Genomic DNA, 11,971 nt, shown 5'->3' with positions numbered 1-11,971 from the left:
ATGCATGGCTCAGAGTGTTCACACGACACCCACAACCATGATCATACCCATGATGATCACACGGATCATGACCATTCAGCGCATGCCCACGACCATCACGGGAGCAGTTGCAGCGGGCATGATCATGACCACGGGCATGACGATCATCACGACCATGATCACGGCCTTTTCGGTCACCATCATCACGCACCCGATACGTTCGGCGGGATCTTCGCCATCAGCATGGTGCTCAACAGCGCCTATCTGGTGATCGAAGCCATCTGGGGCGTTCTCTCTCACTCCCTCGCATTGCTGGCCGATGCAGGGCACAATCTGTCCGACATTCTTGCGCTGGGAGCCGCCTGGCTGGCCCACAGCCTGACCAGAAGAAGCCCGAGCACACGCTATACTTACGGCCTTCGTCGCTCCTCCATTCTCGCGGCGCTGTCCAATGCGGTCATCCTGCTTCTGGTGACCGGCGGTATTGCATGGGAAGCCGTTCTACGACTGCTTCATCCCACGGAACCTGTCTCCGGCTGGACCGTCATGATCGTGGCGGCTCTCGGTATTCTCGTGAATGGCGGGACCGCGCTGCTGCTCATGAAAGGGCAGAAGAACGACCTCAATATCCGCGGAGCCTTCCTGCACATGGCGACCGATGCGATCGCATCGCTGGCGGTTGTCATTACCGGTGGGCTGGTCCTGCTGACAGGTCTGCAGTGGCTTGATCCGGCGATCAGTCTGCTCATTTCGGCTCTTATTGTCCTGACGACATGGTCCCTGCTCCGGGATTCCCTCGATATGGCGCTCGACGCCGTTCCCAAAGGAATCGACATGAACGAAATCGATGGATTTTTCCGCGCCCTGCCGGGTGTCACCGATCTGCACGACCTTCATGTCTGGGCGATGAGCACCACGGAAACGGCGCTGACGGCGCATCTGGTCCGCACAACCGACGGCACGACAGGCAGCAACGATCAGGTTCTGGAAGCCGCCAACCAGATGTTGCGCACACGCTTCGGTATCGTCCACACGACCATCCAGATCGAAACCGTCGCCTGCGATGTCAGTTGCGCGGGACCAGCCCATGTCTGAGTCAGAAGGTCAGACGGTCAACCGACGCAAAAATCTCATTGCGTGGGTCAGTCTGGGTGTCAGCCTTGTCGCACTCGGGCTGAAATATGCGGCATGGTCGGTCTCGGGAAGTATCGCTCTGAAATCGGACGCGCTTGAGACCGTCATCAATGTCGCCGCCGCCATCGGCGGCCTGTGGGCCATTCATCTCGCGGAAAGACCCGCTGATCACAACCACACCTACGGACATTACAAGGCCGAGTATCTTTCTGCGATCATCGAAAGCGCCATGGTGCTGGTCACGGCGCTCCTGATCGCCCGTGAATCGTACGAGGGTTTTGTCCATCCGCAGAATGTTGGCGCTCCATGGTTCGGCCTTGCCCTGAATGGCGCTGCAACCGCGATCAATCTCGCATGGGGGCTGACCATGCTCCGCATTGGTCGCCGTATCCGATCCCCCGCGCTTGTCGCTGGTGGCCAGCACGTGCTTTCCGATGTGTGGACAGGGTTTGGTCTGGTGGCGGGACTTGCCCTGATCCCGCTGACCGGATGGCACTGGCTCGATCCAGCCATTGCGGCGCTTATCGCTCTCAACGTGCTGCGGGTGGGCTGGGAGATGCTGCGCCAGTCCGTTTCGGGTCTGATGGACGAGGCTCCGGATTCAGCCACGCTCGCCAGACTCAATGATGTCATTGCGGAAAAGGCGGTGGGTGCTCTGGAAGCTCATGATATCCGCATCCGTGAAGTCGGAGCGATCACCTTCATTGAGTTTCATCTGGTGGTGCCGGGCACCATGACGGTTGCTGTCGTGCATGACATCTGTGACCGCATCGAAGCCGGTCTCCGCAACGCGCTCGGACGTTGCGTGATCAACATTCATGTCGAACCGGAACACAAGGCCAAGAACAGCGGCATTGTCCTCGCCCACGCCACAAGGTGTTATTAAAATCTCACACTGGCTGGCCGGAATGGAACCATCGGGCGGGTTTGCGCTTGGAATAGGCAGGCGTCGGGCGTAAGCCCTGATGAAGACCTTTTACTGTGTAGAGTCGAACCCGGACTTCTGCCGCAAGACATGAGTTGACTAATACACGATGGCTTCCCCTACCGGCCGCATCCGACATTTCCGCGATACAGCCCGCATCACTACGGCTGAATGGCGACGGAAGCTGATCTTCTGGGGTGGCTCCATTGTCGTCGGCCTCGCAGCCATCACCTTCGCGACGCTCGCCGATCAGGCCGCGCATCTGCGCAATAATATTATCTCCTACAGTCCCTGGCTGATGCTGATCGTCACCCCCGGCGGGCTGGCGCTGTCGATCTGGCTGACCCGAACCTTCTTCCGTGGCGCGCAGGGTTCTGGCATTCCGCAGGCCATCGCCTGCATGCATCTCTCCGACCAGAAGCTCGTGGACCGTATCCTGTCGCTCAGGATCGCCGCGGCGAAGGTCGGACTGACCTGCCTCGGCCTCGTGGCGGGCGCTTCCATCGGCCGCGAAGGACCAACCGTGCAGATCGGCGCGGCCATCATGAACACCGTGGGGCGGTATCTCAACATGGGAGAAATCATCTCCCGACGCGCTCTCGTGCTGACGGGTGGCGCTGCCGGTGTAGCCGCTGCGTTCAACACACCGCTGGCGGGTATCGTATTCGGCATTGAGGAACTCGCCCATTCATTCGAGCAGAGAACCAGCGGCGTGGTTCTCGCCGGTGTGGTGCTGGCCGGTGTCACGGCAATCGCACTGATGGGCAACTACAGCTATTTCGGTCATACGGATTCCGTCGTGCCGCTGGGCGTAAGCTGGCTGGCCGTGATCGCCTGCGGACTGCTTGGCGGCGTCACAGGCGGCTCGTTTTCCGCCATCCTGATCCGCGCCTCCAGAGGACTGCCGGGCAGAGCCGGACGTTTTGTGGCTGAGCGTCCGATTGCTTTTGCGGCTCTGTGCGGCTTTGTGCTGGCGCTCATCGGACTGGCCTCCGGCGGGATGACATACGGCACCGGCTATTCACAGGCCCGCTCGATCATTCATGGCGAGGAGCATTATCCAGCCTCCTATTTCGTACTGAAATTCATCGCCACTATCGTATCTTACTGCTCTGGCATTCCCGGCGGACTGTTCGCGCCCTCCCTGTCCGTAGGAGCCGGTATGGGTGGCTGGATTGCCCAGTTCCTGCCGCATACGACACCGGGCGCGGTCGTTCTCCTCGGCACGGTGGCGTATTTCTCCGCCGTCGTGCAGGCTCCGTTGACCGCGACCGTGATCGTCATGGAAATGTGTGACAACCAGCAGGTGACGCTCGCCCTGCTCGCCAGCTCGTTTCTGGCTTTCGGCGTCTCCAGAATGATCTGCAAACAGCCGCTTTACGGCGCTCTTGCGGAACGCTTTCTCCGCAATATCGACCCGAAAAGCGTTCCGATCACCCCCCGCCCGCACGAAACGCCCGGCGAAGCCAAGCAGGGTTGATCCCCGACAGTCAGTCTGTGGCTGCAAGACAATATTATTTGACTTGTTGGGTATGAACCGAGGGCGGCATGCTGGCGTTCTGAATTCAGAACGGGAGCGACCGACATGGAACGGCGTGTCTTCAATTCCATTCTGGCGGGAATGGGGCTTTCTCTGGGAAAAGCCGGTGTCCGGTCCGCGGCTGCCGCCACACCAGCCAGAACCGAAAGCTTTCTGCTTCAAAGAAACGACTGGGTTCCAAACAACCAGAAACTGCCGGTCGTTCTCTATCGCAACGCCCTCTCCATTGACGGCCCAGATCCTGCCGCAAACTTTGAAAATCTGTTCCAGAAGAACGGCTGGCCACCCCAATGGCGCAACGGGGTCTATTCCTTTCATCACTATCACACCGAAGGGCATGAAGTGCTCGGCTTCGCAGGGGGTTCGGCGCATCTGATGCTTGGTGGACCGAATGGACGCAAGGTCGAAGTCCGGGCAGGTGATATTGCCCTGCTCCCTGCTGGAACCGGCCACATGAAGCTGTCTTCGGACGATGATTTTCTGGTTGTCGGCGCTTACCCTCCTGAGCAGAGTTTCGACATTGTCCGGCAGGCTCCCACACCCGAGCAGATGACCCGTCTGACGACCCTGCCCTTTCCCCGGTCCGATCCTGTTTTCGGCCTCAGAAATCCGGGGAATGGAGAAAGAAACGGATGATGCCAGTCATTAAAAGACGCCACGTTCTTCTGACTGGCCTGACACTGCTTTCCAGTCTTGCCGCAGCCAGCACATCTGTCCGTGCAGCGGATTCTCTCCCGACAATAGGCGTTATTGGATCAGGCCATGTGGCTGGCACGCTCGGCAGTCTGTGGGTCAAGGCAGGCTATCATGTGATGTTTTCAGCCCGGAGCTTAACCGATGCGCAGAAACTGGCGTCCAGCCTGGGGCCGAACGCCTCCGCTGGCACGCCCGAAGAGGCAGCCCGGTTTGGAACAGTCGTGCTGCTTGCCGTTCCCTATCGCGCCATTCCTGATGTCGGACAGAAACTGGTGCCTCTGCTCAGGGGCAAAACCGTTCTTGACGCTACCAATTTCTATCCATTCCGCGATGGCTCCATCGCCTCCGTTGCCGATCGGGATGGTGCTGGCCTGACGACCCAGCATTATTTTCCCGGCGCGCATGTCGTTCGCGGCTTCAACTCCATCGACATGAGTGTTCTGGCATCCGAGGCAGACAGATCCTCTCCCCGGCTGGCCATCCCGGTGGCCGGTGACGATCCAGCCTCGGTTCAGCGTGTGGAAGAACTTGTAAAAGCGGCGGGCTTTGATCCGGTCACAACAGGCCCGCTCTCATCGTCCGTGCTTTTTCAGCCCGGACATCCCGGATTTGAAATGCAGACGGATGTGGCAGGGCTGAAGTCAGGACTTGGCCTGCGCTGACACAGACCGGTTGCGACTCTTTCAGTCGTTTCCATCCCTTTTTCTGGCCGGATGCGCATTCCAGTACCCAGCCAGAATGGAGCCGGAAATATTGTGCCATATTGAAAAGATCACGCCCGGCAATGCCGCGAGCGGCGCAAAGTAAAGCCGTCCCAGCGTCGCCGCGAGGCCGGAATTCTGCATCCCCACCTCAATGGCCAGCGTCCGACAGACAGCCTCATCGAACCCCAGCAGACGCCCGCCCCAGTATCCACCCAGCAATCCAGTCGCGTTGTGGAGAATAACCCCGACCAGCACGAGCGGACCGACCGCCGCCAGCGAAGGTTTCACACTGGCGACAATGCTCGCAATGATGAGCAGGATCGACAGCATGGCGACAAGCGGAAGGGCCGGTTCAATCCGTCGAACCGCCTTGTGAAAGAACGTGTTGATCGCCAGCCCACCGACCAGCGGCAGCGCCACGATCATCAGCAGGCTGCGAAACAGCCCCCAACTGTCAACGGCCACATCCGCCGACAGATACAGGCGCGTCAGCAGCGGCGTTGCGACAATCCCGACCAGCGTCGAGACCATGCTGATACTGACAGACAGCGCCACATCGCCACCCGCCAGATAGATGATGACGTTGGACGCCGTGCCGCTGGCGACGCAGCCGACCAGAACCATGCCGGTTTTCAGATCCTCCGGCATGGACAGCATTGTTGCAATCAGCCAGGCGGCCAGCGGCATCACGAGATAATGCAGCCCGATCCCGGCAATAACCGCTCTGGGTTTGCGGGCAATGCGGAGAAAATCACCGGGGGTAAGCGTCACACCCATCGTGACCATGATGAACGCCAGCAGAGGCGTCACGGCCCAGCCATAGGCCGTAAAGACGGCTGGCCAGACAATCGCCGCGCCGGAAAACAGCACGGCCCATACAGGAAAAAGGCGCGTAATCATGCCGTTCCTTGCGCGTTATCGAGATCAGGGCAGCCTTGTGCCACATCGCGCCCATCTGCACAGCACGGGAAAAGCATGTTTGGACCAGTAGCGGTTTTAATGCTCAGAAAGACATGTCCATGTGCAGACCGAAAATCAGCGCGGATTTCACTTTCTTGCCGTCATCATAAGCCCCGCCACTGGGGTTGATCAGTCCCTGCACATCCGGCTGCACCACCAGCCAGGGCAGAACCTGAGCAGCATAGGTCAGTTCGAGATGGTATTCATTGCCATGATGCCGTTCCGAGCCATCCGGACGCTGGAGCATCAGGTAATGGCTGGGGGCGGCGTAACCGAAACCAATTCCGACATTGTCACCGGAGCGATGAAAAGGACCGTCAAGAACGAGGCCAGCATCCAACGAAGAGGAAATCTGGTTGCGGTCCGCCAGCCCCGTATACTCCCACCGCACGAAACCGCGCAGTTCTCCCGCCCCTGTATTCTTCAGAAGCGTATGATCCATGACCATATAGACTTCCCAGTTGCCGCGCCGGCTGACATCCTGATTGGCCTGTAACGGGAAGCGTCCGGTATCGACATAGAACCCGGCCTTGTATGTCCCCGTTTTTCCGTTGTGATTGACGTTATGTGCGACCTCGCCAATCACGAAGGTTCCCGTCCTGAAATTGAAATGTGTGCCGCTCGGGTCCTGATTCTGGTTCCATGGATCCGTATCGTTGATGAAGGAGCGTGCGCCGGTTCCGTTATCATCCGCCACGGCGATCTGCGTCTCCCATCCTTTCGAGAAGGCGTAACGCAGACGGAACGCCGGTGTGGCGACGGGAGAGGCCGGTCCCTGTCCATAGAGGTTGTTGCTCGGCAGCATCGGCCAGCCGAACGACGCGTTCAGGAAAGTCTGAGCCGTCGTGCTGACCATGAAGTCCTGACTCAGGTCCAGCTTGCCGATCCGCGTGTCGATATGTCCGTCTGCACTGGTCCAGTTATAGGCCAGTTCATACAGTCGCAGGTTCGGATCAGCCTCGCTGGATGATGTCTGATTGAACGCATACAGAGGATAGTTACTGAAGGGCTTTCCCCTGAGATCAAGAGCGCTGACTTCGAATTTCCCCCAAGCCCCGTCGCGCGCGTTCCCTCCAGCCAGTCTTGCAAGATCAAGCACGACATCCACATCTGTCAGACCGACATAGTGCTGGGATGGCAAAGCGCCGCCGGTCGGAATGGACCAGAGTTCCTCGACATCCTCAATGCTGACATCGACACCGGCTTTCTGCCATTGTTTCTTCAGACCGCCCCATCCGCCGGGGTCTGTCAGCCAGTCCAGATTCTCCGCCGCATGAACAGTCTCGGTGGACAGAAGAAAAGTTGTTCCGACAATCAACCCACAGACACGCCAACGGGATGGACAGGTCTTTCTGACCTTCACCATCCGACCGGCCTGACAGGGAGCCAGATCATGAAGCAGTACACCCATCGCCTGACGTTCAGAACGCAGGGCAAGGGACTTGTTCCCATCACCCGGCCCGTTCTGGACTGGGTGAGCGAGACAGGCGTGTCCACAGGGCTGCTGACGATCTGGTGTCCGCACACCTCCTGTTCCCTGACCGTGCAGGAAAATGCGGATTCAACGGTGCGCGCCGATATCGCCGCTTTTTTCGAAACCCTCGTTCCTGAAGAAAAGGGGCGATACCAGCATTCCACGGAAGGTTCAGACGACATGCCCGCCCATCTGCGGACAATGCTGACGCAGTCCGGCCTCAGCATCCCGGTCATTGATGCCGAGCCGGCTCTGGGCATCTGGCAGGGCCTTTACCTTTTCGAACATCGTCGTGCGCCACACAGAAGGGAAGTTGTGCTTCACCTTTTCGGAACCTGACCCTCTTTTCAGGCACCAGCCCTGGTCCCTCCGTTCGCCGGCGTCTCCGGTTCATTCACCGAGATGACGGCGTTATCGGAAATTGAAACCAGATCCGTCGGTCTTTCATTGTTCTGCGTTTCCTGCTGGGCGATATTCGCCGTCATGGCACGCAGACGCCCCACCTCTTCGCGCACATCACTGAGAATTTCGATAAGCGCCGCGTGATCTTCCGCCGCCCGCTGATCATTGCCGCGCGCAAGAATGGCGCTGCCCACCATCAGGGCCGGAAGCGCCACAAGCTGGATGGAATTGCTGACATAGAGCAGGCCCCCCTGCCATTCCGGTTTGAAGACCGGAAGGAGGGAAAACAGCATGAACGCATAGACGCACCAGATGCTGCCGAAAATGATGGTCATCCGGATCGCCAGACGATCATTGAACCTGTCGAGCCAGCTTGGTGTAACGGGTGTGGAATCGTCACGGTGCCGGTCCTTGTAGAACCAGCTCAGAGGATGCCAGATATGGCGACTTTTCATGATCATCCTGTCCCGTCTTGTCTATAAACGCCCGCTGTCCGACGCGGAGACGTGACCTTGCGGTAAGCCTCCCGGCGGAGCAAGCCAGACTCCCTCATGTCTGGCTCCTGTTATTGCACAGGGTCGAGGTTGTACAGAACCGACATCACTGATGACCAGTCTTCCCGGCCCGTTCTTCAATCAGCGTCTTGTAGATAGCCAGATAATCCTCAGCCATGCGGCGGGCCGTAAACCGTTTTTCGAATTCGCGCCGGATATTGGCAGGGTCCAGTTTTTCGACACGGGGATAGGCGGCAATCGCTTCCATCTCGCTTGTGACAATGGCGCCCGTGACACCATCCTCGATCACCTCTGGAACGGACCCGTGACGGAAAGCTATGACTGGCGTGCCACAGGCCATGGCTTCGATCATGACCAACCCGAAAGGCTCCGGCCAGTCGATCGGCATCAGCAGGGCGCGCGCGCCGGAAAGGAAGGCCGATTTCTGAGAATCATTGATCTCGCCGACCAGTTCGACGCCGTCACCCAGCATCGGCAGAATATCGCGCTCGAAATACTCGACATCGACCTTGTCCACCTTGGCCGCGATTTTCAGTGGCATACCGACTGCGCGGGCGATACGAATGGCCTTGTCGACACCTTTTTCGGGACAGATGCGCCCGAGAAAAGCGAGGTAATTTCTTGGCCCGGGCTGGGGTGTCAGCAGATTTTCAGGCAGGCCGTGCAGGACGGTTCCGGCGTAACACGCCTGCGGTAGCGGCCGTCGCTGACTGTCTGAAATGGATACGATCGGCGCCTGCGGAAAGGCATCGAAAACCGGTTGAAGTTCCATCAGATCGAGACGCCCGTGCATGGTTGTCACAAACGGCGTCTTCTGGCGGCTGAAATAGGTGAAAGGCCAGTAATCCATGTGAAAATGCAGGATGTCGAAGTCGTCGGCACGCCGTGCGGCGCGCTCCATGAGCAGCATGTGCGGCGCAATCGGATCACGGATGGCCGGATCAAGCCGCAGCGCCCGCGGCCACACGGCTTCGAGTGTCGCGGATGTCATGCTGTCGCCACTGGCGAACAGGGTGACATCATGCCCCATTTTCACCAGTTCATCAGTAAGAAAGGCCACCACCCGTTCCGTACCGCCATAAAGTTTGGGCGGAACAGCTTCGTGGAGTGGGGCAATCTGGGCGATACGCATGCTCGGTAACTCCGCATATTTATTGTTATTCTGACGCACTCGATACCCGATCAGAGTGAACCTTTCGGACGCCCTGACTTTAACGCTTCAGGTCACACGATTTCCGTATTCCTGTGCGAGCTTTTCACACATGCCACAAACGCTTAAGGTCCCCCAAAAGTTGACAGACCAAAAGTTGACCGGACAGATAACGCATGGGCGGACCCGCGTGAGACACGACAGCGAAATCACTGTCCCTGATGCCGAACTTCCTCAATATGCTGGTCATCCCGTCCGATTTCTCATGCGCTACGCACGAAATCGCGCCTTTCCGCATGTGATGGTGTTCGGCTTTGTGGCGATAGCCGTTTCCTGCGCCGTCTTCTCCTCCTCGTCCATCCGGCATCTGGTGGACACGATGAACCAGCACAAGGCAGGCGCTTCCGTACGGCCGGTCTGGACCGCCGTCATCTGGCTGGCTGGCATCATCGCAGTGGACAATCTGTCCTGGCGCGTGTCTGGCTGGTACGCGGCCAAGACATTTGTGGCTGTCACAGGCGATGTAAGGCGTGATCTCTTCCGTTATCTCACCGGCCATTCGACAGGCTACTTCTCCGACCGCATGCCTGCCGCTCTGGCGGCCCGCATTTCCACGGCTGGCAACGCCTCCTTCACACTGGAGAGCCTGCTGGCGTGGAATATCCTGCCTCCCTGCCTGAATGTTCTGCTTTCCATCGGACTGATGATCAGCGTCAGCCCCCTGATGGGCAGTGTCATCACCGCCCTCGCCTTCACTCTCGCCGCCCTGATGTTCCGCATGGCGCGGGGCGGCAAAAAGCTGCACGCATCCTATGCCGGTTCAGCCGCCAATATGGACGGTGAAATGCAGGACGTGGTCGGCAATCTGCCGCTGGTCCGCACGTTCGGCATGCTCGGGTTCGAACGGACCCGGTTGGCGGGGCTGATCGACAGGGAAATGGCGGTGCGCGGCGTTTCCCTGCGCAACATGGAAATCCTGCGGCTTGTCCACGCTGTTCTGACCGCCGTTCTCACGGCGGGCCTGCTCGTCTGGATCGTCTGGCTCTGGCAGAACGGCGCCGCGACAGTCGGCGACGTGGTCATGGTGGTCAGCCTCGGCTTCATGATCCTGCACGGCACCCGTGACCTGGCCGTCGCTCTTGTCGAAACAGTGCAGCACACGGCGCGTCTGGGCGAGACGCTTTCGACAATCCTCATCCCTCATGAAATGCACGACCGGGCCGATGCTCATGGGTTCTCCACCCCACCCAGGGGCGAAGTGTCCTTTCAGGATGTCGTGTTTCATTACCCGACCGGCCCGAACGTGCTGGAACACTTCAACCTGCATGTCACACCCGGCACGCGCGTGGGCCTTGTCGGACGTTCCGGCTCCGGCAAAAGCACCGTGCTCGCCCTGCTCCAGCGGCAGCGTTATGTGCAGGACGGCGCAGTCATGATCGACGGTGTGAATATCCGCGATCTGTCGGAGGAAGCGCTCCGGGGCTGCATGTCCGTCGTCCCGCAGGATGTGTCCCTGCTTCGTCGTTCCGTCACCGACAATATCCGCTACGGCAAGCCTGACGCCTCGGATGAGGATGTCCGGGCCGCAGCCGACGCTGCCGAATGTACCGATTTCATCATGGCGCTACCGGAAGGTTTTGCGACTGAAGTCGGTGATCGCGGTGTGAAGCTGTCAGGCGGCCAGCGTCAGCGCCTCGCCATTGCCCGTGCTTTCCTGCGCAACGCACCGATCCTGATTCTTGATGAAGCCACCAGCGCACTCGATAGCGAAAGCGAGCATCATATTCAGGAAGCCCTCCACCGACTGATGCAGGGGCGCACCGTTATTGCCGTCGCGCACCGCCTCTCCACGCTGAAAGACTTTGACCGCATCGTCGTGATGCAGAAAGGCAAGATCGTGGAAGACGGCTCACCTTCCGAGCTTGAGCGTCGGGACGGCCCCTACCGCGAGTTTCTGGAATTGCAGGCCTTTGATATTCCGGACCTCTGATTACAGACCCGCATCAGGGTTTCATTCTTTTACGAACAACAGAAAGGAAGCGCTTCATGGCGAAGATGATTCACTCCATGATCCGGGTCAGGGACGAAAAAGCGTCACTGGCCTTCTATGAGAAAGCATTTGGACTGCACGTGGCCGATCGGTTTGTGTTCGACAGTTTCACACTGATCTACCTGTCAAACGACGAGCAGACTTTTGAACTGGAACTGACCGTCAATCATGACCGCGACCGCCCCTATGATCGTGGTGACGGATACGGACATCTCGCCGTCTCGGTAGCTGACATCAAAGCCGAACATGCCCGGTTTGAACAGGAAGGTCTGAAGCCTGAGCCGGTCAAGGAACTGGCGCATGAAGGCCGTGTGATCGGGCAGTTCTTCTTTGTTGCTGACCCGGATGGGTACCGGATCGAAGTACTGCAACGCGGCGCGCCGGGACGTTTTGTGTAATCGGCGTCCGCAAACAAAAAAGGCGGCCGTTTCTGCACGGCCGC

At 58.9% G+C, this 11,971-nt stretch carries 12 protein-coding genes; 8 read left to right on the top strand and 4 right to left on the bottom strand.

The window, feature by feature from the left end; genetic code table 11:
- The 5 genes from GVI59_RS00595 to GVI59_RS00575 all read left to right on the top strand — a co-directional run bounded on the left by GVI59_RS00595 (nt 1) and on the right by GVI59_RS00575 (nt 4,936).
- Nucleotides 1-1,074, top strand: a complete 1,074-nt coding sequence (locus GVI59_RS00595) for a cation diffusion facilitator family transporter (RefSeq protein ID WP_242012852.1) — start codon at nt 1-3, stop codon at nt 1,072-1,074.
- Nucleotides 1,067-1,999 carry a cation diffusion facilitator family transporter gene (locus GVI59_RS00590; RefSeq protein ID WP_173572371.1) on the top strand — a complete coding sequence of 311 codons (933 nt, stop codon included), beginning with the start codon at nt 1,067-1,069 and terminating at the stop codon, nt 1,997-1,999. Before GVI59_RS00595 ends, GVI59_RS00590 begins: the two co-directional genes overlap by 8 nt.
- 148 nt (nt 2,000-2,147) lie before the next feature.
- A complete protein-coding gene (locus GVI59_RS00585) occupies nt 2,148-3,518 on the top strand; it encodes a chloride channel protein (protein ID WP_173572370.1) in 1,371 nt (456 codons plus the stop codon).
- A gap of 105 nt (nt 3,519-3,623) precedes the next feature.
- Complete coding sequence (locus GVI59_RS00580; RefSeq protein ID WP_173572369.1) at nt 3,624-4,214, top strand: cupin; 591 nt, start codon at nt 3,624-3,626, stop codon at nt 4,212-4,214.
- Nucleotides 4,211-4,936, top strand: coding sequence for an NADPH-dependent F420 reductase (locus GVI59_RS00575; RefSeq protein ID WP_173572368.1), 726 nt, complete (start codon nt 4,211-4,213; stop codon nt 4,934-4,936). The genes GVI59_RS00580 and GVI59_RS00575 overlap by 4 nt, the downstream gene beginning before the upstream one ends.
- A 21-nt stretch (nt 4,937-4,957) precedes the next feature.
- Here GVI59_RS00575 and panS read toward each other — a convergent pair whose 3' ends face one another.
- Together panS and GVI59_RS00565 are read right to left on the bottom strand one after the other, a co-directional pair.
- The gene (gene panS, locus GVI59_RS00570) at nt 4,958-5,878 is read right to left on the bottom strand and encodes a ketopantoate/pantoate/pantothenate transporter PanS (RefSeq protein ID WP_173572367.1); all 921 of its coding nucleotides are present in this window, start codon (nt 5,876-5,878) and stop codon (nt 4,958-4,960) included.
- Nucleotides 5,879-5,981: 103 nt separating this feature from the next.
- Complete coding sequence (locus tag GVI59_RS00565; protein WP_242012851.1) at nt 5,982-7,349, bottom strand: carbohydrate porin; 1,368 nt, start codon at nt 7,347-7,349, stop codon at nt 5,982-5,984.
- Here GVI59_RS00565 and GVI59_RS00560 point away from each other — a divergent pair.
- The gene (locus tag GVI59_RS00560) at nt 7,332-7,751 is read left to right on the top strand and encodes a secondary thiamine-phosphate synthase enzyme YjbQ (RefSeq protein WP_173572366.1); all 420 of its coding nucleotides are present in this window, start codon (nt 7,332-7,334) and stop codon (nt 7,749-7,751) included. The genes GVI59_RS00565 and GVI59_RS00560 overlap by 18 nt on opposite strands.
- Nucleotides 7,752-7,759: 8 nt before the next feature.
- Here the strand turns inward: GVI59_RS00560 and GVI59_RS00555 are convergent, their stop codons facing one another.
- Both GVI59_RS00555 and GVI59_RS00550 read right to left on the bottom strand, forming a co-directional pair.
- Complete coding sequence (locus GVI59_RS00555) at nt 7,760-8,275, bottom strand: hypothetical protein (RefSeq protein ID WP_232876328.1); 516 nt, start codon at nt 8,273-8,275, stop codon at nt 7,760-7,762.
- A 139-nt stretch (nt 8,276-8,414) separates the two neighbouring features.
- Nucleotides 8,415-9,461, bottom strand: coding sequence for a glycosyltransferase family 4 protein (locus GVI59_RS00550; protein ID WP_173572365.1), 1,047 nt, complete (start codon nt 9,459-9,461; stop codon nt 8,415-8,417).
- 208 nt (nt 9,462-9,669) lie between these two features.
- Between GVI59_RS00550 and GVI59_RS00545 the strand changes: the two genes are divergently transcribed.
- Both GVI59_RS00545 and GVI59_RS00540 read left to right on the top strand, forming a co-directional pair.
- A complete protein-coding gene (locus GVI59_RS00545) occupies nt 9,670-11,469 on the top strand; it encodes an ABC transporter ATP-binding protein (protein WP_232876330.1) in 1,800 nt (599 codons plus the stop codon).
- Nucleotides 11,470-11,525: 56 nt separating this feature from the next.
- Nucleotides 11,526-11,927 carry a VOC family protein gene (locus tag GVI59_RS00540; protein WP_173572364.1) on the top strand — a complete coding sequence of 134 codons (402 nt, stop codon included), beginning with the start codon at nt 11,526-11,528 and terminating at the stop codon, nt 11,925-11,927.
- The last annotated feature ends 44 nt before the right edge of the window (nt 11,928-11,971 follow it).

This window comes from Acetobacter sicerae (assembly GCF_011516765.1).
Classification (GTDB): domain Bacteria; phylum Pseudomonadota; class Alphaproteobacteria; order Acetobacterales; family Acetobacteraceae; genus Acetobacter; species Acetobacter sicerae.
This window is presented reverse-complemented; position numbering and strand designations above follow the sequence as displayed.

What these genes read in the sequence shown, in the direction of transcription:
- GVI59_RS00540 (WP_173572364.1), top strand. Translation starts at nt 11,526, where the DNA reads ATGGCGAAGATGATTCACTCCATGATCCGGGTCAGGGACGAAAAAGCG.
- GVI59_RS00565 (WP_242012851.1), bottom strand. Translation starts at nt 7,349, where the DNA reads ATGGGTGTACTGCTTCATGATCTGGCTCCCTGTCAGGCCGGTCGGATG.
- GVI59_RS00580 (WP_173572369.1), top strand. Translation starts at nt 3,624, where the DNA reads ATGGAACGGCGTGTCTTCAATTCCATTCTGGCGGGAATGGGGCTTTCT.
- panS (WP_173572367.1), bottom strand. Translation starts at nt 5,878, where the DNA reads ATGATTACGCGCCTTTTTCCTGTATGGGCCGTGCTGTTTTCCGGCGCG.
- GVI59_RS00585 (WP_173572370.1), top strand. Translation starts at nt 2,148, where the DNA reads ATGGCTTCCCCTACCGGCCGCATCCGACATTTCCGCGATACAGCCCGC.
- GVI59_RS00590 (WP_173572371.1), top strand. Translation starts at nt 1,067, where the DNA reads ATGTCTGAGTCAGAAGGTCAGACGGTCAACCGACGCAAAAATCTCATT.
- GVI59_RS00560 (WP_173572366.1), top strand. Translation starts at nt 7,332, where the DNA reads ATGAAGCAGTACACCCATCGCCTGACGTTCAGAACGCAGGGCAAGGGA.
- GVI59_RS00550 (WP_173572365.1), bottom strand. Translation starts at nt 9,461, where the DNA reads ATGCGTATCGCCCAGATTGCCCCACTCCACGAAGCTGTTCCGCCCAAA.
- GVI59_RS00575 (WP_173572368.1), top strand. Translation starts at nt 4,211, where the DNA reads ATGATGCCAGTCATTAAAAGACGCCACGTTCTTCTGACTGGCCTGACA.
- GVI59_RS00595 (WP_242012852.1), top strand. Translation starts at nt 1, where the DNA reads ATGCATGGCTCAGAGTGTTCACACGACACCCACAACCATGATCATACC.
- GVI59_RS00555 (WP_232876328.1), bottom strand. Translation starts at nt 8,275, where the DNA reads ATGATCATGAAAAGTCGCCATATCTGGCATCCTCTGAGCTGGTTCTAC.